Source organism: Micromonospora okii (assembly GCF_020884795.1).
In the GTDB taxonomy this organism is placed as follows: Bacteria; Actinomycetota; Actinomycetes; order Mycobacteriales; family Micromonosporaceae; genus Micromonospora; species Micromonospora okii.
Window position 1 is genome coordinate 44,482 of sequence record NZ_BBZF01000031.1, and the last position, 19,006, is coordinate 63,487.

The 19,006-nt window shown below is 70.8% G+C and carries 24 protein-coding genes and 1 pseudogene; 17 read left to right on the top strand and 8 right to left on the bottom strand.

Annotated features, from left to right (window positions below; all coding sequences use genetic code 11):
• Positions 1–91: 91 nt before the first annotated feature.
• The 4 genes from LPU43_RS27675 to LPU43_RS27685 all read right to left on the bottom strand — a co-directional run bounded on the left by LPU43_RS27675 (position 92) and on the right by LPU43_RS27685 (position 1,353).
• Positions 92–328: a hypothetical protein gene (locus tag LPU43_RS27675; protein WP_306416178.1), complete on the bottom strand. Its 237-nt coding sequence runs from the start codon at positions 326–328 to the stop codon at positions 92–94.
• A complete protein-coding gene (locus LPU43_RS27680; protein ID WP_229403489.1) occupies positions 328–603 on the bottom strand; it encodes a hypothetical protein in 276 nt (91 codons plus the stop codon). Before LPU43_RS27680 ends, LPU43_RS27675 begins: the two co-directional genes overlap by 1 nt.
• A 96-nt stretch (positions 604–699) precedes the next feature.
• Positions 700–822, bottom strand: coding sequence for a hypothetical protein (locus tag LPU43_RS28615; protein ID WP_255686668.1), 123 nt, complete (start codon positions 820–822; stop codon positions 700–702).
• Between the two features lie 201 nt (positions 823–1,023).
• Positions 1,024–1,353 carry a hypothetical protein gene (locus tag LPU43_RS27685; protein ID WP_229403490.1) on the bottom strand — a complete coding sequence of 110 codons (330 nt, stop codon included), beginning with the start codon at positions 1,351–1,353 and terminating at the stop codon, positions 1,024–1,026.
• Between the two features lie 254 nt (positions 1,354–1,607).
• Here LPU43_RS27685 and LPU43_RS27690 point away from each other — a divergent pair, with 254 nt between their 5' ends.
• Complete coding sequence (locus tag LPU43_RS27690) at positions 1,608–2,447, top strand: GntR family transcriptional regulator (protein WP_229403491.1); 840 nt, start codon at positions 1,608–1,610, stop codon at positions 2,445–2,447.
• Between the two features lie 1,043 nt (positions 2,448–3,490).
• Here LPU43_RS27690 and LPU43_RS27695 read toward each other — a convergent pair.
• A pseudogene (locus LPU43_RS27695) lies at positions 3,491–3,766 on the bottom strand (hypothetical protein); the annotation flags it as partial.
• 201 nt (positions 3,767–3,967) lie between these two features.
• Here LPU43_RS27695 and LPU43_RS27700 point away from each other — a divergent pair.
• The 3 genes from LPU43_RS27700 to LPU43_RS27710 all read left to right on the top strand — a co-directional run bounded on the left by LPU43_RS27700 (position 3,968) and on the right by LPU43_RS27710 (position 6,351).
• Positions 3,968–4,228, top strand: a complete 261-nt coding sequence (locus tag LPU43_RS27700) for a GntR family transcriptional regulator (protein WP_229403492.1) — start codon at positions 3,968–3,970, stop codon at positions 4,226–4,228.
• Between the two features lie 210 nt (positions 4,229–4,438).
• Positions 4,439–4,915, top strand: coding sequence for a response regulator (locus LPU43_RS27705; protein ID WP_229403493.1), 477 nt, complete (start codon positions 4,439–4,441; stop codon positions 4,913–4,915).
• An 893-nt stretch (positions 4,916–5,808) separates the two neighbouring features.
• Complete coding sequence (locus tag LPU43_RS27710) at positions 5,809–6,351, top strand: HNH endonuclease (RefSeq protein WP_229403494.1); 543 nt, start codon at positions 5,809–5,811, stop codon at positions 6,349–6,351.
• A 104-nt stretch (positions 6,352–6,455) separates the two neighbouring features.
• Here LPU43_RS27710 and LPU43_RS27715 read toward each other — a convergent pair whose 3' ends face one another.
• From LPU43_RS27715 to LPU43_RS27725, 3 genes are all read right to left on the bottom strand, one after another.
• Positions 6,456–7,295 carry a class F sortase gene (locus LPU43_RS27715; RefSeq protein ID WP_229403495.1) on the bottom strand — a complete coding sequence of 280 codons (840 nt, stop codon included), beginning with the start codon at positions 7,293–7,295 and terminating at the stop codon, positions 6,456–6,458.
• 11 nt (positions 7,296–7,306) lie between these two features.
• Positions 7,307–7,831 (bottom strand): hypothetical protein, encoded by a 525-nt coding sequence (locus LPU43_RS27720; protein ID WP_229403512.1) that lies wholly within the window; start codon positions 7,829–7,831, stop codon positions 7,307–7,309.
• 168 nt (positions 7,832–7,999) lie between these two features.
• The gene (locus tag LPU43_RS27725) at positions 8,000–8,452 is read right to left on the bottom strand and encodes an Lrp/AsnC family transcriptional regulator (protein ID WP_229403496.1); all 453 of its coding nucleotides are present in this window, start codon (positions 8,450–8,452) and stop codon (positions 8,000–8,002) included.
• Positions 8,453–8,597: 145 nt separating this feature from the next.
• Here LPU43_RS27725 and LPU43_RS27730 point away from each other — a divergent pair, with 145 nt between their 5' ends.
• The 13 genes from LPU43_RS27730 to LPU43_RS27790 form a co-directional block, all read left to right on the top strand.
• Positions 8,598–9,500, top strand: coding sequence for a tryptophan 2,3-dioxygenase (locus LPU43_RS27730; RefSeq protein ID WP_229403497.1), 903 nt, complete (start codon positions 8,598–8,600; stop codon positions 9,498–9,500).
• Positions 9,501–9,514: 14 nt separating this feature from the next.
• Complete coding sequence (gene kynU / locus LPU43_RS27735; RefSeq protein WP_229403498.1) at positions 9,515–10,795, top strand: kynureninase; 1,281 nt, start codon at positions 9,515–9,517, stop codon at positions 10,793–10,795.
• A 120-nt stretch (positions 10,796–10,915) separates the two neighbouring features.
• On the top strand, positions 10,916–12,250 hold the full coding sequence (locus LPU43_RS27740) for an FAD-dependent oxidoreductase (protein WP_229403499.1): 1,335 nt from the start codon (positions 10,916–10,918) through the stop codon (positions 12,248–12,250).
• A 23-nt stretch (positions 12,251–12,273) separates the two neighbouring features.
• Positions 12,274–13,755, top strand: coding sequence for a 2-hydroxymuconic semialdehyde dehydrogenase (locus LPU43_RS27745; protein WP_229403513.1), 1,482 nt, complete (start codon positions 12,274–12,276; stop codon positions 13,753–13,755).
• On the top strand, positions 13,752–14,549 hold the full coding sequence (locus tag LPU43_RS27750; protein WP_229403500.1) for a 2-keto-4-pentenoate hydratase: 798 nt from the start codon (positions 13,752–13,754) through the stop codon (positions 14,547–14,549). The genes LPU43_RS27745 and LPU43_RS27750 overlap by 4 nt, the downstream gene beginning before the upstream one ends.
• Positions 14,546–15,322, top strand: coding sequence for a 2-keto-4-pentenoate hydratase (locus LPU43_RS27755; RefSeq protein ID WP_229403501.1), 777 nt, complete (start codon positions 14,546–14,548; stop codon positions 15,320–15,322). The genes LPU43_RS27750 and LPU43_RS27755 overlap by 4 nt, the downstream gene beginning before the upstream one ends.
• 130 nt (positions 15,323–15,452) lie before the next feature.
• Positions 15,453–15,881: a RidA family protein gene (locus LPU43_RS27760; protein WP_229403502.1), complete on the top strand. Its 429-nt coding sequence runs from the start codon at positions 15,453–15,455 to the stop codon at positions 15,879–15,881.
• A complete protein-coding gene (locus tag LPU43_RS27765; protein ID WP_229403503.1) occupies positions 15,878–16,402 on the top strand; it encodes a 3-hydroxyanthranilate 3,4-dioxygenase in 525 nt (174 codons plus the stop codon). Before LPU43_RS27760 ends, LPU43_RS27765 begins: the two co-directional genes overlap by 4 nt.
• Positions 16,402–17,448 (top strand): amidohydrolase family protein, encoded by a 1,047-nt coding sequence (locus LPU43_RS27770; RefSeq protein WP_229403504.1) that lies wholly within the window; start codon positions 16,402–16,404, stop codon positions 17,446–17,448. The genes LPU43_RS27765 and LPU43_RS27770 overlap by 1 nt, the downstream gene beginning before the upstream one ends.
• A gap of 7 nt (positions 17,449–17,455) precedes the next feature.
• Positions 17,456–17,674, top strand: a complete 219-nt coding sequence (locus tag LPU43_RS27775; protein WP_229403505.1) for a type II toxin-antitoxin system VapB family antitoxin — start codon at positions 17,456–17,458, stop codon at positions 17,672–17,674.
• On the top strand, positions 17,671–18,096 hold the full coding sequence (locus tag LPU43_RS27780) for a PIN domain-containing protein (protein ID WP_229403506.1): 426 nt from the start codon (positions 17,671–17,673) through the stop codon (positions 18,094–18,096). The genes LPU43_RS27775 and LPU43_RS27780 overlap by 4 nt, the downstream gene beginning before the upstream one ends.
• 216 nt (positions 18,097–18,312) lie before the next feature.
• Positions 18,313–18,615 (top strand): aa3-type cytochrome oxidase subunit CtaJ, encoded by a 303-nt coding sequence (gene ctaJ / locus LPU43_RS27785; RefSeq protein ID WP_444543577.1) that lies wholly within the window; start codon positions 18,313–18,315, stop codon positions 18,613–18,615.
• A partial coding sequence (locus tag LPU43_RS27790) for a DUF5130 family protein (protein ID WP_229403507.1) occupies positions 18,602–19,006 on the top strand: 405 nt, incomplete at its 3' end. The genes ctaJ and LPU43_RS27790, both read left to right, overlap by 14 nt.

A 19,006-nucleotide genomic window follows, 5' to 3' on the forward strand; every position in this document is an offset into this window, starting at 1 on the left:
TCCGAATACAATTCCGTGACATCTGTTTTTGGGTATAAGAAAGGCCCGGATCGGATTACCAACCCGGGCCTTTCCGTTGACGCAATTACTGTCAGCGCACCGCCGCGAGCATCTTCTTCGCGCGAGACGTGGACTCCTTCGCCTCCCGCGTCTCGTCCATCCACGGCGCGGCCTCTTCGAGCAGCACCAGCAGCACCGCGACCGCCCGACGAAGGTCGTCGTAGTGCCGCATGTACCGGTACCGCTCCGGCATTCCCTTCATCGAAGAACGCATCAACCGCATAGCCTGATCGATACCGTCGTAGGTGTCGCTAATCTGGTAAGACATCAGCTCACCTTCCACGGCTTGGCCACCAAATCGGCCTCATACGTCTTCACTCGCGTGTGAAACGCCCTCAGCGCCTCCACCGCTTGCTTGTGCGCGTCTTCCAGCTCCTCCACCCGGGCCGCGAACTGGTACAGCGTTCCCGGCGGAGGCTCGCACCCCTTGATCAGGCTCTTCGCGCCGTCCATCAGCATCGACAGCCCTTGCACGTTGCCCATCAGCGCCTCATATCGAGACTTGCCGGTCAACGACTTCACGAACTCCGGCACCAAATCCATGCCTCTCCTTCCGGTTTCCACCTCCACCATCGGTGGGCACCACCCGCCCCCGGTGCACACACCCCAAGGGACGGATAGAAGCCACCGACCGGGCGGCTACTCCCGACCGGACAGACGCCACACCCGCCGCAACCGACGCCCCTCGCGACGAATCAGACCGACGTTCAGAGAAACCGACAACAGCAGCAACCCGATAAGAATCAACTCAAAGTCCGACATGACAACCTCCTTCCAAAGAATCGATATGCGAATAGCAGCATTGAACCCGTTTTAGGCATGGTTGTATTCACATTCACTGTGGAATTCTCAACGAACGAGTAGCCAAGAATGAAGCCCACACACAGACCCCATCACCTTGACAAAGTGCCCCGACCCGACTCGAACGGGTCACCCACCAGAAAGGGGCGGGGCGAAAAGTCTTTACGCGCCGACCGGCTTAAGAGCCTGCGCCTTCCACGACAGACCCGACCGGCCCTCGTTCTCCCAGTGCGACACCGTCGGCCCCACCAGCTCGACCAGGTCGCCTTCCTCGATCCCCTCCGGAGCGATCGAGAGAGTCACCTTGAGTTCCTCACCCTTGCCCCGGTAGCCGTCCTCCGTCGCCACCGGCTTAGCGAACACGCCCACGACGTACAGCGGGTCATCGGTCCCGTAGGCCGTCTTGACCCTGCCTTCCTGGTCCGTCTTGATCGACGCCTCTTCCACCACCCGCAGCTTGAAGCCAGCCAGGTTCACCGGGATGTTCCGCATCTGTTGATCTCCTTCGTCGCGTCGTGCCTGTGTCGTTCCTGTGGCTGCTGGGCACTTAGGCCCCGGTTCCTCACTGCTGTCCGATGTAACAGAGCGGATCAGCGTGGATCAGAGGCTAACAGCTTGGATCAGAGCGAGTCAACAGATACACTCAGGTCCGCGAAAGTTGCCGGCTGACCTGCGAGAACATCGCTACGTGGGGGTGGCGCAGGCACCCTTCGTAGCCCTCGCCCGCGTCGAAACAAGGAGCGCCAGTGACCACTCAGCCAAACCCGCAGGAGGAGTTGCAGCGAGGGACGGCAGCGCTCGTCATCGCGCAGGCCATCCGGAACGACATTCAGTCCGGGCGCCTGGCGCATGGGCGGCAGCTCCCAGGGACTAGGAGCCTTGCCGAGTCCTGGAATACAAGCGTGGCCACGATCAACCGAGCGATGGCGATGCTTGCTGAGGAAGGGTTGGTGATCAACCGGGCACGTTCAAGCCGGATCGTGCACAACCCGGCAGGAGCGGCGGAGCGGCGAGGCCCCCGCGTGATCCTTATCGGAGGCTATCCAGGCTCGGGCAAGACAGAGCTCGGTCGCATCATCGCTTGCCAAACAGGCTGGGCAATCCTTGACAAGGACACCACAACCCGTCCCGTGGTAGAGGCTGCGCTGGAGCGCTTGGGGCACTCGCCGCATGACCGGGAGTCTGAGACGTATCTGACGATCATCCGGCCCGCCGAGTATGAAGCCCTGATGGCGACTCTGAACGAGAATTTGCAGTGTGGTTCAAACGTAGTCGTTACCGCACCCTTCGTCAGGGAGTTGAGCGATGAGGCATGGTGTGAACGGCTTGCGGCGACCGTGGCAGCCCACAATGGGAGTCTTCAAGTTGTCTGGGTTTACTGCGACGCATTCACTATGCACACCTATATTCGTCGCCGTGGTGCCGCCCGTGATGAATACAAGCTTGCAAACTGGAGCGAGTACGTGAGTCAGCTTGACTTCGTGTTTGCGCCGAAAGCGTCGCACGCCCGGCTTGATAACTCTGCTGGCGCAAGGCCACTTCAAGAGCAGGCGAAAGAATTGCTCGACAGGATGGCGAAACTGTGAGGAAAGGCTTAATCCTTTACGGTGCTCCCGCAAGCGGAAAAGATTCAATAACCGCTGAGCTGATCGGCCGATACCCCAGTTTTGAGCACTTCAAGCGGTTGAAGTGTGGACCCGGAAGAACAGCCGGCTACCGGATGATCAAGCCAGACCAAGTAGATCGGCTGCGGCTAGCGCACGAGGCGATTCTGTGGGAGAACACCCGATACGGGGCAACCTACTTTGTCGATCGCTCCGGGCTTGAGCAGATATGGAGGTCTGGCCGGGTGCCAGTCGTGCACCTTGGCCAGGTGGAGGCGATTGGAGCTGTAGCGGGCGGCACCGAAGCGAACTGGACTGTAGTCGAGCTTTACGCCCATCCGGCCGTACTGAACGAGCGCATTCGAGCACGGGGCACCGGGGACGAAGGCCAGCGCCGCGCGGCTGTCGAAGAAACGCTTCGCCTGCCAGTCGCAGACATGCGAATCGATACCGAGGCTGTGTCTATCGGTGAAGCGGCAAATGCCATCGATCGGTGTATGCGAGACCGGCCGTAACGCGCTGGCCCTCTACTTAGGTATGGTTGGAGCGTAGCGTGTTCAGACTTTCTTTACTTGGTCAAGGGCGGGCCTGCGGCCCGCCGCCGTGTTCGCGCCGGGGCGCGCGTGCGGCCTGGCGGCCGGTCACGCCCCGGCGCACGGCTATCAGGGAAGCCCTTGACAGCCGCAGTGCAGCTCTCCGACCGACCGGATAAACCCTCGTGTACCCCGGCGTCAGAACGGGCCGCCGCCGGGGACTGAGCGCCGAGAATGACGCGCGGGGCAGGGCCGGCAAGCCCCAAGCATGGGGGCGGCGTCCGCTGGTATCGAGCACATGACCCCGTGCCAGCTACTACCGAGTCCGGGTTAGGTCAAAACCTTCGCCTGGAAGGGGGTGGGTAGCCGCTGGGGTCGGGGCGATCGGCCAGGAGCCGACTCCGCTGCCGGTCCCGGTTGAGGTCAAGAGCGCCGCTGTGGCGGTGTCCGCCGGGTGCCGGACCGTGACACGAAAGCCGACTCCGACCCCGGGCGCCCATCAGATCGACGGGCAGAATGCAGGCCGGCAAGCCTGACGAAGATCTCCCGCTTGTCGACAGCGTTGCCCCGCTCATCGAGCTGGTAGCCCGTCAGCCACACCCAGCCCGGATAGGTCGGCTTCGGGCACACCGAGATCACCCGGAACAGGAACCGCGGCTGTCGTGCGAACTGCACCGACGCTTCCCGGTCGATCCACAGCTCATCACCAGGCTTGGGCGAGCGAAGTTGCGCCCTGGCCCACGTGCGCCTGTGCTGTTCGGCAGGCATGAAAGCCCTTCCTGCTCGAAAGTGGCCCTGCCCGACTGAGTCGAAGGAGCCCAGCCGGGCAGGGATACCGCCGCACCGGGGCGAGTTCGGATCCTCCACGACCAGCACAGCGGGTAACCGCACCGTACCAACGCTGGTCTTCATACGTCTAGGTACGTAGAAGGTTGAGGGCGGTCATCCGGGGACTTCTAGCGTCGAGCCATGGAGATCGACCCGGAGGCCCACATTGACCACGGGGCACCGCTGCCGCCGTATCGGCAACTGGCCGGCATCCTTGCCGCCCGGATTGAGCGTGGCGACTGGCAGCCCAACCGAGCGATCCCGTCCGAGTCTCAGTTGGTGCAGGAGTACGGTCTCGCGCGGGCGACCGTACGGCGAACGATCGCGGTACTGGTGGACCAGGGCGTGTTGTTCGTGGTGCCTCAGCGGGGGACCTTCGTGAAGCCGGCAAGCAAGACGTAAGACGGTGCGCCCTGTCGCCCTGGCCTTGGCTGCCAGCGTCAGCAGGCCTGGCCGCCGGTACCACCTACGGCGACACCAGGGCCTTCCCGCCAACACCGCAGCGCAGGAGGCCAGCTTAACTACAGGGCTCCGAACTGACCGGTAGTGATCTTCCGAACGCCAGCAAAATCGGGTCGTGACCTGCAACGGGTCCACAAGTATTCTTCGGCCGTGAACGCTGCTGAGGACGCCACCACCTACGGTCAGCCTGGTCGGCTGCGAGTGCTGCTAGTCGAGGACGACCCCGCCGACGTCGCCCTCATCGAGGACACGTTCGCTACCCACACCCTGGACACCGAGCTGCACCACGTTTCCGACGGGGTGGAGGCTATGGCGTTCCTGCGCTGTCAGGGCCAGTACGCCGATGCTCCACGCCCGAAACTGATTCTGCTCGACCTGAACATGCCCCGCATGAACGGCCGAGAAGTCCTCACCGCGATCAAGGCTGACCCCCGGCTCCAGACGATCCCGGTCGTGGTGTTCACCACCTCAGCGGTCGACGCCGACGTGGTGGCCAGCTACACCGCGCACGCCAACGCCTACGTCACCAAGCCCATCGACCTGGACGAGTTCGAGAGCGTCGTGCAGCAGATCCACCGATTTTTCGGACGTATTGTGACCCTGCCGGCTGACTCCCGCGCGGCCTGAGAGGACTCGAACATCTCTGCCCGGTAAGGCAGTGACAGCCGGCCGTTAGCACCGGTCCGGCCGGATGTAGCCACCGCACCAAGCCGGGGCCTCGACCGTCCAGACCCTCCACCCGCTACGGCCTTCTCGGACCTCAAAACGCCAGGAATGCCGACTTCCCGTCAGCAGCGTCCGATCTTGCCACCAAACCGCGTAAACCTCGGTGACGACCAGGGCTACACCGTCTCGGACGTGGTCAACCTGCAACGGGCCTGATTCGAGCTTGCTGGGCGGGTTAGCCGATCTTGACATCTGTGCCCGGTAAGCGCGCCACTGACCGACCAGATCGTCACGGCGATCAGCGGCAAGCACTCGACGCAACCCGCCATCATCCCCGCTACTCAACCGCAGCAGGTAGACGGCCACCGCAGCATCGGGGGCGTGCTCTCCCCGTTCCGCCTCAACCTGGACTCTCACCGCCCACGCCGCAGGAACGGCCAGCGCACCCGTGCACGCCATGACGACGAGGGACAGGAGAACCCAGGGCCAGCGTTTCGAGAGGGCTTTTCGCTTCACGTCAGGCACTCTAGTGATCTTGAGTCACCTTGATCAAATTCATCAAGCCCAATGCATAAGCATGATCATCGGGCACAGATCCGGCACAACTGAGATCGAAAACGGGTGTAAAACGTCGAGAGCCGATGAAGGGTCCCGCCCTGCTCAGAGGCCAGCTCTGCCCGTTTCCGGGTGATGCCTACTTGGCTTGTCACATTAGTACGTGCAATCCGGTGCCTTATCAGGGAAGATTTGCGCAACGGACGTCGGTGGACCCGCCGACGTCGGGTGGTCGCGCCGTGCGCGAACGCGCCCGGCGCACCCGCGGCGGGAGCGGCTGGACCGGGAGGGTGAGCTCGATGCCTGACATACGACCCACGGTGGGCTCCGGCGCGCTGGTTCTCAACGCCACCTACGAGCCGCTGTGTGTCGTGTCGGTGCGTCGCGCCGCGATCCTCGTCCTCTCCGCCAAGGCCGTCTGCGTGGCCGACGGCGAGGGCGTCCTGCACAGCGCCCGCAACGCGCTCCCGGTGCCCTCGGTGGTCCGGCTAACCCGGTTCGTCCGGGTGCCCTTCCGCGCCCACGTCGGGCTCTCCCGGCGGGCGATCTTCGCGCGGGACGGCTGGCGGTGCGCGTACTGCCGGGGGCCCGCCGAGACCATCGACCACGTCTTCCCGCGCAGCCGGGGCGGCCGGCACGCCTGGGAGAACGTGGTGGCCGCCTGCGCCCGGTGCAACCACACCAAGGGCGACAAGACCCCCGCCGAGCTGGGCTGGCGGCTGCACTCGCCGCCCTCGGTGCCGAAGGGCACGGCCTGGCGGGTGCTCGGGCACCGGGCCCCCGACCCGCGCTGGGCGGACTGGCTCGACCTGCGGGAGCCCGAGGCCGAGGTGGCGGCCTGAGCCGTCGCCGTCGCCCGCCCGGCGTCGGCCCGCTCGCGGTCGCGGTCGGGCGTCGGTCCGGCCGGCGTCGGCCCGCCCCGGCGTCGGCCCGCTGACGGTCGCGGTCAGGCGTCGCGCGCCTTCACGAGGGACGCGTACACCACCACGTTGTCGGCGTACCCGGTCGCGCCGCCGACCCACCGCCCGCCGCAGGTGATCAGGCGCAGCCGGGGGCGGCTGAAGTCGCCGTAGACCTCGTCCACCGGCAGCGCGTCCTTGGCGTACCGGTGCACCGCGTCGACCTCGAAGACCGCCACCGAGCGGTCGGCGCGGCGCACCTCCACCCGGTCGCCGGAGCGCAGCTCCTTCAGCTCGTGGAACACCGCCGGCCCGGTCCGGGTGTCGACGTGGCCGACGATCACGGCCGGGCCGTACTGCCCGGGGGTCGGGCCCTGGTCGTACCAGGCGGCCTCCTGCGCGCGGCCGGCGTCCGGCGTGTCGATGCTGCCGTCCGCCGCGATGCCCACCTCGTGCACCGGGGCGTCGAGGTCGATCGACTCGCTCGCGATGCCGACCGGTCGGCTGGCCGGCAGCACCGGGAACTTCTTCGGCGGGGGCCGCAGTCCCGCGACGAAGCGGTCCGGCAGCAGGCTGTGGCCCGTCACCCGCTCGACGGCGAGCATCGCCATGATCAGCACCATCAGGGCGGCGACGAAGAGCCCGGGCGCGCCCGGGCCCCGGCCCGCCGACCGCCGCCACCCGCGGGCGACCGTCCCCGCCCGGCCGACCGCGCCGGCGGGCGCCGTGCGGGCGGCCGGCGCCCCGGCGGACGGGGCCTCGGTGGTCACGCTCGCCGAGAACGCCTGCCCGGCGACCCGGGCGAACCGGCCGGCGCCCCGGGCCACCAGCCGGGCCGTCGCCCGGAACCGGCCCGGGGCCGGGCCCTCGCGCGTACGTCGAGCCATGGCGGGCCCCGTCAGGGACGCGTACCGGCCCGCCGGCGGGAGCCGTACGCCCCGAACCCGGCCGCCACGGCCGCCAGCGTCAGCCCGCCCACCAGCAGCAGCGAGCCGCTGCCCCGGTCGTCGCCGGCCGTGCCGCCCGCGCCGGTGTTCGGCCCCTTGCTCGGCTGGGCCATGTTCAGCACGGTGAGCGTGGTGGTCGCGGTGCGGTTGTCCGGGCAGCGCAGCTCGACGGGGTAGTCGCCGGGCTGCTTGTTGCCCGGGATGGTGACCGCCCCGGTCAGGAAGCCGTTGTCCGGCCGGAGCACGACCCGGCCGAAGGCGTCGGAGTGCACCTCCGCCTGGCGGTTGTTGTCGTTGTCGCAGCTCGCCCGGATGTCGACCCGGCTGCCGGCCTGCGCGCTGTTCGGCGTCACCTCGACGAAGGTGTTCTCCCCGGCCCGGGCCGGCGCGGCGGCGGCCAGGACGAACGCCCCGACGAGGCCGAGAACGGTCAGCACGGTCGCAAGGACACGGTGCGACGCGGTGAGCCCCCGCATGATTCCCCCCTCCCGGTGCCGGGGCACCGGAAATCCTCCCCTGGGTGGTCCGCGCCCTGCATTCCCCCTGGCCCCGGGGCAAACCCGAGCGGCCGGGGGCGGCGGCCCGGGGAGGTGTGCGGCGGCCCCGGGAGGTGTTGGGAAGGGGCCCTTCCTATACCGGAGACGCTAGGAAGGTGCCCCTCCTTGTACCGGGGTGACGGGGTGCCAGGCGAGGGGGGTGGAGAGGACCATCGTGCTCGACGGCTGGCCGTACGGGGCGAGGCGGTCGATCACCCGCTCGAACGCGCCGATCGAGCCGGCCGCCACCTTGAGCATGCTGCACGCGTCGCCGGTGATGCGGTGGATCTCCATGATCTCCGGCCAGTCCGGGACGGTCGGGTCGTTGAGGACGCAGCGCGACCCGTAGCAGGACATCCGGATCAGGGCGACCACGGTGCGGCCAGCGCGGGTCAGGTCGACGTGGGCGTGGTAGCCCGTGATCACCCCCGACTCCTCCAGCCGGCGCACCCGCTCGGCCACGGCCGGCGGCGACAGGTGCACCCGCCGGGACAGCTCGCTGTACGACAGCCGGGCGTCGGCCTGGAGTTCGCGCAGCAGCGCCCAGTCCATGTGATCCACGCCTGACCTTCCTTCCCGAAACCCGTAGGGGCGCTTCGCCTTTGCCGTGACAGGTCGCAGGGCGGTAGCGCCGTCGAATCGGCATTCCGTTCCGCCTGGTCGCCGGGGCACCATGACGCTACCCGGCTCAAGGAGGAGGCGACAGGTGGAGCAGACGGACCTGCGGGGCCCCGCGCTGGTCACGGCGGTCCGCCCGGCGACTGCCCGGCAGCGGGCGGCGCGGGCCGCCCGCAACGGCGGCCAGCCGACGCTGGAGTTCGCCGAGCGGGTGCCCTACGACGCGTACGTGCACGCCAGCACCCTGCACACGTTGCAGCAGCCGCTGAGCGACGACCCGGGCGAGATGTCCTTCCTGATGGTCAGCCAGATCATGGAGCTGTACTTCAAGCTGACCTGCCACGAGCTGCGCGAGGCGCAGCGCTGCCTGCGCGCCGACCGCGTCTGGGACGCGCTGGCCCCGCTGCGCCGCGCCGGGCTGCACCTGGAGGGGCTCAACGCGGCCTGGCGTGGGCTGCGCTGGATGACCCCGGCGGACTTCGAGCGGTTCCGCAACCTGCTCGGCGAGGGCTCCGGCTTCCAGTCCGCCATGTACCGGCACCTGGAGTTCCTGCTCGGCCTGCGCGACCCGGCCCTGATCCGGCCCTTCCGCCGGCAGACCGAGGTGTACGCGGAGCTGACCGCCACGCTGGCCGCCCCGAGCCTCTGGGACGACGTGACCGCCCTGCTGGCCCGGCGCGGCTTCGAGGTCCCCGACGAGGTGCTGGGGCGCGACGTCGCCGAGGAGCACCGCCCTCACCCGGCCGTGGAGGCCGCCTGGGTGGCCGTCTACGACGACGGCGGGCCGGAGAACCACCTGCTGCTGCTCGGCGAGGCGCTCGCCGAGGTGGCCGAGCAGTTCGGCGACTGGCGGTGGAATCACGTCAAGGCGGTGCAGCGCACGATGGGCGCCAAGGTGGGCAGCGGCGGCTCGGCCGGCCTGGCCTGGTTGCAGCGCAGCATGGCCCGGGTGGTCTTCCCCGAGCTGTGGTCGGCCCGGACGGCGATGTGAGCATGGAGGAGACGATGAGCGTTCAGGAGAGCGAGGCGCACCGGCTCGACAAGGCCGACCCCGGGCACCGGCACCTGTTCCACGTGCCGGAGGCCGACGGCGGGCGCTACCCGGAGGCCGCGTACCTGGCCGGCAACTCCCTCGGCCTGCAACCCCGGGCCACCCGCGACGAGCTGCTGGCCGACCTGGACGCCTGGCGGCGGCTCGGCGTCGAGGGGCACCTGGAGGCGCAGCGGCCCTGGCTGCCGTACCACGAGCTGTTGACCGGGCCCGTCGCGCGACTGGTCGGCGCCCGGCCCGCCGAGGCCGTGGTGATGAACTCCCTCACGGTCAACCTGCACCTGCTGATGGTCAGCTTCTACCGGCCGGCCGGGCGGCGCACCCGCATCGTCATCGAGGACGGCGCCTTCCCCTCGGACAGCTACGCGGTGCGCAGCCAGGCCCGCTTCCACGGCCTCGACCCCGACGCCACCGTGGTCCGGCTGACCCCGCGCCCCGGCGAGGACACCCTGCGCACCGCCGACGTGCTGGACTTCCTGGCCGCCGAGGGCGACACCGTGGCGCTGGTCCTGCTCGGCGGGGTCAACTACCTCACCGGCGAGCTGATGGACATTCCGGCGATCACCGCCGCCGGGCGGGCCGCCGGGGCGGTCGTCGGCTGGGACCTGGCGCACGCCGCCGGGAACGTGCCGCTCGCCCTGCACGACTGGGACGTCGACTTCGCCGCCTGGTGCTCCTACAAGTACCTCAACTCGGGGCCGGGAGCGCTGGCCGGCGTCTTCGTCCACGAGCGCCACCTCGGCCGGGCCGACCTGCCCCGCTTCGAGGGCTGGTGGAGCACCGAGGCGGCCACCCGGTTCGAGATGACCCCGGTGTCCCGGCCGCCGGCCACCGTGGAGGCGTGGCAGGTCTCCAACCCACCGATCTTCGCCATGGGCCCGGTGCGCACCTCGCTGGAGCTGTTCGACTCGATCGGCATGCCGGCGCTGCGGGAGCGCAGCGTGCGGCTCACCGGGTACCTGGAGCGGCTGCTCGACGCGGTGACCCCCGGCCGCCCACTGACGGTGGTCACCCCGCGCGACCCGCAGCGGCGGGGCTGCCAGCTCTCGGTGCGGATCGACGCGGGCAGCGCGGGCGAGCTGACCAAGCGGCTGCGCCACGAGCACGGGGTGATCGCCGACGCCCGGGAGCCGGACGTCGTCCGGTTCGCCCCGGTCCCGCTCTACTCGACGTACCACGACTGCTGGCGGGTCGCCGACGCGCTGGCCGCGACCGTCGCCGAGGTGACCCCGTGAGCGCGAGGAGTGAGCCGGGCTTGCGAGCCCCGCAGTCGCGAACGAAAGGTAGGCATCCATGAGCGCGAGGAGTGAGCCGGGCTTGCGAGCCCCGCAGTCGCGAACGAAAGATAGGCACTCATGACCGACCGCGACGAGATCGCCGTCGTCGGGGCGGGTCTCGCCGGCTGCCTGCTGGCCTGCTTCCTGGCCCGGCGCGGGCACCGGGTGGCGCTCTACGAGCGGCGACCCGACCCGCGCACGGGCCGCGCCGAGCGGGGCCGCTCGATCAACCTGGCGCTGTCGGAGCGCGGGCTCGACGCGCTGCGCCGCGTCGGCCTGGCCGAGCAGGTGCTGGCGGACGCGCTGCCGATGCGCGGCCGGATGATCCACCCGGTCGCGGGGGAGCCGAGCTTCCAGTCGTACAGCGCCGCCGGCGACCTGGCGATCAACTCGATCAGCCGGGGAGCGCTGAACAACGCCCTGCTCACCGCCGCCACCGCGCTGCCGGGGGTGCGGGTCGCCTTCGACCACCGGCTCGTCGGGCTCGATCCGGCCACCGGGGAGATGACCTTCGAGACCCCCCAGGGCAAGGTCACGGCCGCCGCGCCGGTCGTCCTCGGCACCGACGGGGCGGGCTCCGCGGTGCGCGGGCAACTCCTCGGGTACGGGGTGCTGGACGAGCGCCTCGACTTCCTCGACTACGGCTACAAGGAGCTGACCATCCCGCCGGCCGGCGGGGAGTTCGCCCTCGACCCGACGGCGCTGCACATCTGGCCGCGCGGCACGTCCATGATGATCGCCCTGCCGAACCCGGACCGCTCCTTCACCTGCACGCTGTTCTGGCCCACCCACGGCACGGCGAGCTTCGCCTCGCTGACCAGCCCGGCGGCGATCGAACGGCACTTCGCCACCCACTACCCGGACCTGGTCCCGCTCGCGCCCAACCTGGTCGACGACTACCAGCACAACCCGGTCGGGGTGCTCGGGACGGTCCGCTGCGCCCCGTGGCAGGTGGGCGGGCGGGTCGGCCTGCTCGGCGACGCCGCGCACGCCATCGTGCCGTTCTACGGCCAGGGCGCGAACTGCGCCTTCGAGGACGTGGTGGAGCTGGACCGTTGCCTGGACGAGTGCGCCGACGACTGGGCGGCGGCGCTGCCGCTGTTCCACGCCCGGCGGCGCGACGACACGGAGGCCATCGCCCGGATGGCGCTGGCCAACTTCGTGGAGATGCGCGACAAGGTGGCCTCCCCGGTGTTCCAGGCCCGGCGGCGGCTCGACCACGCCCTGGAGCGGGCCCTGCCCGGTCGGTACGTCTCCCAATACGAGCTGGTCTCGTTCTCCACCACCCCGTACGCGCAGGTGCGGCGGCGGGTCCGCCGCCAGCAGGCGGCGCTCGGCGCGGTGGCCGCCGGGGCGGCGGCGCTGCTGGTCGGCGCGGTCGGGGCGGCGCTGGCCCTCGGGCGGCGGCGATGAGCGTGACCTGGGACGCCGGCCTGATGGCCGGGCGGGCGGCCGGCGGCCCGGGGCTGCTGCGCCACTTCGTCGGCGGGGAGTTCGTCGACGCGGGGCGGCGGTTCGTCAAGCGCAGCCCGGTGACCGGGGAGCCGGTCTTCGAGGTGGTCGAGGCCGACCGGTCGACGGTCGACGACGCGGTGGCCGCCGCGCGGGCGGCGCTGCGCGGGCCGTGGGGGCGGATGGGCGAGCGGGAGCGCGCCGAGGTGCTGCGCCGGGTCGCCGACGAGCTGGAGCGCCGCTTCGACGACCTGGTCACCGCCGAGGTCGCCGACACCGGCAAGTCCATCAGCCAGGCCCGGACCCTGGACGTCCCTCGGGGCGCGGCGAACTTCCGGGCGTTCGCGGAGATCGTGGCGACCGCGCCGACCGAGTCGTTCACCACCGTCACCCCCGGCGGCGGGCGGGCGCTGAACTACGCCGTCCGCAAGCCGGTCGGCGTGGTCGCGGTGATCGTCCCGTGGAACCTGCCGCTGCTGCTGCTCACCTGGAAGGTCGCCCCCGCCCTGGCCTGCGGCAACGCCGTGGTGGTCAAGCCCAGCGAGGAGACCCCCGCCTCGGCGACCCTGCTCGCCGAGGTGATGGCCGCCGCCGGCGTGCCCGACGGGGTGTTCAACCTGGTGCACGGCTTCGGCCCCGACTCGGCGGGGGAGTTCCTCACCCGGCACCCCGGGGTGGACGCGATCACGTTCACCGGCGAGTCCGCCACCGGCGGGGCGATCATGCGGGCGGCGGCGGACGGCGTGAAGGCCGTCTCCTTCGAGCTGGGCGGCAAGAACGCCGGCCTCGTCTTCGCCGACGCCGACCTCGACGCGGCGGTCGCCGGCTCGGTGCGCTCCAGCTTCACCAACGGCGGCCAGGTCTGCCTCTGCACCGAGCGGCTCTACGTGCAGCGCCCCGTCTTCGACGAGTTCGTGGAGCGGCTGGCGAAGGCGGCCGACGCCTTGGCGTACGGCTGGCCGGCCGACGAGGCGACCGTGAACATGCCGCTGATCTCGCACCAGCACCGGGACAAGGTGCTCGGCCACTACGACCTGGCCCGCGCCGAGGGCGCGCAGGTGCGCGCCGGGGGCGACACGCCCACCTTCGGCGACGCCCGCGACGGCGGGGCGTACGTGCGGCCCACCGTGCTCACCGGCCTCGGCCCGGACGCCCGGACGAACCGGGAGGAGATCTTCGGCCCCGTGGTGCACGTCGCGCCCTTCGACACCGAGGAGGAGGCGTACGACCTGGCCAACGGCACGGACTACGGCCTCGCCGCGACGGTGTGGACCCGCGACGTCGGCCGCGCGCACCGGGCCGGGGCCCGGCTCGACGCCGGCATCGTCTGGGTCAACACCTGGTTCCTGCGGGACCTGCGCACCCCGTTCGGCGGGGTCAAGGCGTCCGGCATCGGCCGCGAGGGCGGCGTGCACTCCCTCGGCTTCTACTCCGAACTCACCAACGTCTGCGTGGAGCTGTCGTGACCGTCGACATCGAAGCCGCCGCCCGAGAGCTGGTCGAGGCCCGGGAGAGCGGAAAACCCTGCCCGCCGCTGCGCGGGCGGCTGCTGCCCGAGGGGGACGTCGAGTCCGCGTACCGGGTGCAGCAGCTCCAGGCGCGGGCCTGGCGGGACCGGGGCGAGCGCCGGGTCGGCGCGAAGATCGGCCTGACCTCCCGGGCCGTGCAGGAGACCTTCGGCGTCTTCCAGCCCGACTTCGGGGTGCTCACGGACGCGATGGCCGTCGGCGACGGGGTCGAGGTGCCGCTCGACCGGCTGCTCCAGCCCCGGGTGGAGGCGGAGATCGCCTTCGTGCTCGGCGTCGACCTCACCGGGGAGCGGGCCACCACCGCCGATTTGATCCGCGCGGTCGACCACGTGCTGCCGGCCATCGAAATCGTCGACTCGCGCATCGCCGGCTGGGACATCTCCATCGTGGACACCGTCGCCGACAACGCCTCCAGCGGGCTCTTCGTGCTCGGCACCACGCCCCGCCGGCTGGCCGACGTGGACCTGCGGCTGTGCGGGATGGTCCTCGAACACGCCGGGGAGCCGGTCTCCGTCGGCGCCGGGGCCGCCTGCCTGGGCAACCCGCTGCACGCCCTGGAGTGGCTGGCCGGCACCCTGGCCCGGGCCGGCGACCCGCTGCGCGCCGGCGACGTGGTGCTCTCCGGGGCCCTCGGCCCGATGGCGCCGGTCACCCCCGGCGCCGCGTACGAGGCCCGCATCTCCGGCCTCGGCTCGGTGCGGACGTGCTTCTCGAAGGAGGTCTCCTCATGAGCGTCGGAGTGGACACCGCCGGCATCGCCGGGAAACTGGGCGAGGCGGCCGACACGGCCACCGCCATCGGCCAGCTCGCCGCCGAGACCGGCCTGGACGCCGACGGCGCGTACGCGGTGCAGACCGCGCTCGTGCAGCGCCGCCTCGACCGGGGCGAGCGCGTCGTCGGGCTGAAGATGGGGCTCACCAGCCGGGCGAAGATGGCCCAGATGGGCGTGGACGAGGTCATCTGGGGCCGGCTCACCGACGTGATGCGGGTGCCCGACGGCGGCACGGTCGACGTGGGCCGGTTCATCCACCCCCGGGTCGAGCCGGAGGTGGCGTTCCTGCTGGACCGGGTGCCCGAGCCGGGCGAGCCGGTCGGCGCGTTCGCCGACGCGGTGCGCGCCGTGGCCCCGGCGATCGAGCTGATCGACTCCCGGTACGCGAACTTCTCCTTCTCCCTGCCGGACGTGATCGCCGACAACACCTCGGCGGCGGCGTTCGTGGTCGGGCCGTGGTCGCCGGTGCCCGACGGGCTGGACAACCTGGGCGTGCTGCTGGAGATCGACGGGCGGGTCGCCCAGGTCGGCTCGACCGCCGCGATCCTCGGCGACCCCCGGCGGGCGCTGGACGAGGGGCTGCGGCTCGCCGGACGGCACGGGGTGCGGCTGCGCTCGGGCTGGGTGTTCCTCGCCGGGGCGGCGACGGCGGCCGTGCCGCTGCGTCCGGGGGCGCACGTGCGGGCCGTTGTGGAGAAGCTCGGGTCCGCCTCCTTGAAGGCGTCGCGGTGATCGTGATGGTGGGGGGTTCCGGGCAGCCCAACCGGCTCCGGGCGGTCAGGCTTGATCCCTCCGCCGGTCGGGCTGCCCGGAACCCCGACGTGCTGGCGGTCCGCGCGTCGGTGCGGGCAGGGGGTCCGTGGTGAGCGGGCGGGCGCGGGTGGTCGCCGGGAAGGCCGTGCCGCGGGGCGCGTTTCCGCACGTCAAGGTGGCGGGCGGGTTCGTCTTCGTCTCCGGTACGTCGTCGCGGCGACCCGACAACACCTTCGCCGGGGTCTCCGTGGACGAGTTCGGCACGACCGACCTCGACATCCGCGCGCAGACCCGGGCCGTGATCGAGAACATCGGGGACCTGCTGCGGTCGGTCGGCGCGGACCTGCCCGACCTCGTGCAGGTGACGTCGTACCTGGTCAACATGAACGACTTCGGCGGCTACAACGAGGTGTGGGCGGAGTTCTTCGACGCGAACGGGCCGACCCGGACGACCGTCGCGGTGCACCAGCTCCCGCACCCGCACCTGCTGATCGAGATGCAAGCCGTGGCACTTCTTCCGCCTGGAGGGCAGTCGTGAGCGAGATCGCCGAGCCGTTCAGCTTTCCCGGCTGGATCGCCGAGAACCAGCACCTGCTGAAGCCGCCCGTGGGCAACCGGGAGATGTTCCCCGGCTCGGACGACTTCATCGTGATGGTGGTGGGCGGCCCGAACCAGCGCACCGACTTCCACGTCGACCCGTACGAGGAGTTCTTCTACCAGGTCAAGGGCAACATGCACATCAACCTCATGACGCCGGAAGGACCGCGCACGGTGCACGTGCGCGAGGGGCAGATGTGGATGCTGCCGCGCGACACCCCGCACTCCCCGCAGCGGCCCGAGGCCGGCTCGATCGGCGTGGTGATCGAGCGGGTCCGCGAGGAGGGGACGCGGGAGAAGTTCCAGTGGTACTGCCCCGGGTGCGGGCACAAGGTGCACGAGGTGGAGTTGCAGGTGCGCGACATCGCCGCCGACCTGCCCCCGGTCTTCGCCGCCTTCTACGCCGACGAGGCCGCGCGCACCTGCGGCGGGTGCGGCACCCTGCACCCGGGCAGGGGCTGATGTCGTCGTCCATCCGGCGGGCGCCGGTCGTTGACGTGCACACGCACGTCGTGCCGAAGGGGTGGCCTGACCTCGGCGCGGCGTGCGGCGGGTCCGGCTGGCCGTGGCTGCGGGTGGACTCCGAGCGGGCCGCCATGATCATGGTGAGGGAGACGGAGTTCCGGCCGGTCGGGGCCGAGTGCTGGGACGCGCCGACCCGGCTCGGCGACATGGCCGCCGACGGGGTCGACGTGCAGGTGGTGTCGCCGACGCCGGTCTTCTTCTCGTACGACCGCCCGGCCGACCAGGCGGTGAAGGTCGCCCGGATCTTCAACGACCTGACGCTGGAGGTCACCGCCGGCGGTGGCGACCGGCTGGTGCCGTTCTGCCAGGTGCCGTTGCAGGACCCGGACGCCGCCTGCGCCGAGCTGGACCGCTGCCTCGCGGCCGGGCACGCCGGGGTGGAGATCGGCAACCACGTCGGCGACCGGGACCTCGACGACGCCGGCGTGGTCACCTTCCTCCAGCACTGCGCCGCCGTCGGCGCGCCCGTGTTCGTGCACCCGTGGGACATGCCGGGCGGCCCCCGCCTCGACCGGTGGATGGCCCGCTGGCTGACCGGGATGCCCGCCGAGACGCACCTGTCAGTGCTCGCGCTGATCCTCGGCGGGGTGTTCGACCGGGTGCCCGAGTCGCTGCGCATCTGCTTCGCCCACGGCGGGGGGAGCTTCCCGTTCTGGCTGGGCCGGGCCGACAACGCCTGGCACCGCCGGGGCGACCTGGTCCGGGGGGCGTCCGCCGCGCCGCCGAGCGCGTACGTGGAGCGGTTCTGCGTCGACTCGGTGGTGTTCGCCCCGGCGGCGCTGCGGCTGCTGGTGGAGACGATGGGGGAGGACCGGGTGCTGGTCGGCAGCGACTACCCGTACCCGCTGGGGGAGCGCCCGGCCGGGCGGGTGGTCCGCGAGGCGGACTTCCTCACGGCGGCGCAGCGCGACAAGCTCCTGTCCACCAACGCCCTCCGCTTCCTCGGCGCGCCGGGTATATACAAGTTCCCCGCCGATATATAGTCGGCGTGTGAAGACCGTCATCGACCTGGACGATGAGCTGCTCGAACGCGCCAGGCGCGAACTGGGCACGAAGAGCAAGAAGGACACGATCCACGCGGCGCTTCGACTGGCGGCCGAGCGGACCGAACGGCTGGATGCCATCCGCGAACTGCTGACGATCGACCGGGACTGGGGTGGGCTCCTGGAGGACGACAAGACACCCGAGGGGCGGCAGGACGCGGCGTGAACCCTCCGGTGGGCCTGTACCTCGTGGACACGTCGGCCTGGGCCCGCCTGCGGCATCCGGTCGTACGGAAGCGGATCGTGGTGCTCCTGGAGGAGCGACTCGCCGCCACCTGTCTCCCGTTGGACCTGGAGGATGGGCGGAGCGCGCGGAACTTTCGGGATGCGATGACGGTGCGTGCCCGACGGGCCGAGCTGATGATCGAGCTGCCGATCACGGAAGCGGTGGCCACCCGAGCGCGCGACCTGCAACTGGCGTTGACAGCCCGGGGGCACCACCGGGCGGCCAGCCCGGTGGACGTCACCGTCGCGGCTGCCGCCGCCGAGTACTCCGCCGTCGTCCTGCACTACGACCGCGACTTCGACCTGATCCGGGACGTAGGGGGCCCGCGTGGCGAGTGGGTGGCGCCGCCGGGCACCCTGTGACGGGGCTCGGTCGTCCTTTCGGGCGCGAACCCACCGGCCCAGGGCAGGGCGGCGCGCGGGTCCGAAACGGGAGTGCCGGGTAGGATCAGCACCCCGCAGTCTGGCAGGCCACCGCCTCCGCTAACGTGAATACGAGCGGAGTCGGGCGGCCGGTGACCTGATCGTCCACCCGACCCGGAAGTTCCTGGTCTCTCTTTCCGCCTGGGGGCGTTGGGATTGTCTGTTACCGAGACGTTGCTGGTCTTCGTCGGCATCCCGGCGGCCGTGGTGCTGGTGATCGCCGCGCTGGGGTTCGCCGGCGGCCGGGGCAAGGGTGGCGGCGTCAAGCGCTACCGGCCCGGCCGACCCTTCGACTTCACTCCGGTCTGGTTCCTGGGCCGCCCGGAGCAGCTGGCCGACTCGGCCGGCACCGTGCTGGCCGCGGGCGCCCAGGCGCCGGCGCTGACCAGCCACAAGCTTGAGAAGGCCGGCATCGAGGCGCCGGCCGGTGGAACCGGAGGCGCAAGTGACCGTTGGTGAGAAGCAGGCCGAGACGGGCACCCCGCCCGAGGTGCTGGACGGGCCGTTCTCGACCCGCCAGCTCCTGCGCATCGACGAGGCACTCCGCCTGGCCGACCAGGGGACCGGGCTGGTCTTCTCGGTCTACGTCGGCGGCCTCGACGAGCCGATCCGCGACCACGCCCAGCGGCTGCACCGGCAGCTCGCCGACCCGGACCGGTCGGTCCTGATCGCGGTGTCGCCCAACCAGCGCAAGCTGGAGATCGTCACCGGGCGGCACGCCCGCAAGCGCATCCCCGACACGTACGCGAGGCTGGCCGCCCTGTCCATGGTGGCGGCCTTCGGCGGCGGCGACCTGACCGGCGGCATCATCAACGGCCTCGACCAGCTCGCCACCCACGCCGGCCGCGCC

Excerpts from the sequence above, each read along its gene's own strand:
- LPU43_RS27675 (WP_306416178.1), bottom strand. The coding sequence starts at position 328 with ATGTCTTACCAGATTAGCGACACCTACGACGGTATCGATCAGGCTATG.
- LPU43_RS27680 (WP_229403489.1), bottom strand. The coding sequence starts at position 603 with ATGGATTTGGTGCCGGAGTTCGTGAAGTCGTTGACCGGCAAGTCTCGA.
- LPU43_RS28615 (WP_255686668.1), bottom strand. The coding sequence starts at position 822 with ATGTCGGACTTTGAGTTGATTCTTATCGGGTTGCTGCTGTTGTCGGTT.
- LPU43_RS27685 (WP_229403490.1), bottom strand. The coding sequence starts at position 1,353 with ATGCGGAACATCCCGGTGAACCTGGCTGGCTTCAAGCTGCGGGTGGTG.
- LPU43_RS27700 (WP_229403492.1), top strand. The coding sequence starts at position 3,968 with ATGGAGATCGACCCGGAGGCCCACATTGACCACGGGGCACCGCTGCCG.
- LPU43_RS27710 (WP_229403494.1), top strand. The coding sequence starts at position 5,809 with ATGCCTGACATACGACCCACGGTGGGCTCCGGCGCGCTGGTTCTCAAC.
- LPU43_RS27715 (WP_229403495.1), bottom strand. The coding sequence starts at position 7,295 with ATGGCTCGACGTACGCGCGAGGGCCCGGCCCCGGGCCGGTTCCGGGCG.
- LPU43_RS27720 (WP_229403512.1), bottom strand. The coding sequence starts at position 7,831 with ATGCGGGGGCTCACCGCGTCGCACCGTGTCCTTGCGACCGTGCTGACC.
- kynU (WP_229403498.1), top strand. The coding sequence starts at position 9,515 with ATGAGCGTTCAGGAGAGCGAGGCGCACCGGCTCGACAAGGCCGACCCC.
- LPU43_RS27740 (WP_229403499.1), top strand. The coding sequence starts at position 10,916 with ATGACCGACCGCGACGAGATCGCCGTCGTCGGGGCGGGTCTCGCCGGC.
- LPU43_RS27745 (WP_229403513.1), top strand. The coding sequence starts at position 12,274 with ATGGCCGGGCGGGCGGCCGGCGGCCCGGGGCTGCTGCGCCACTTCGTC.
- LPU43_RS27755 (WP_229403501.1), top strand. The coding sequence starts at position 14,546 with ATGAGCGTCGGAGTGGACACCGCCGGCATCGCCGGGAAACTGGGCGAG.
- LPU43_RS27770 (WP_229403504.1), top strand. The coding sequence starts at position 16,402 with ATGTCGTCGTCCATCCGGCGGGCGCCGGTCGTTGACGTGCACACGCAC.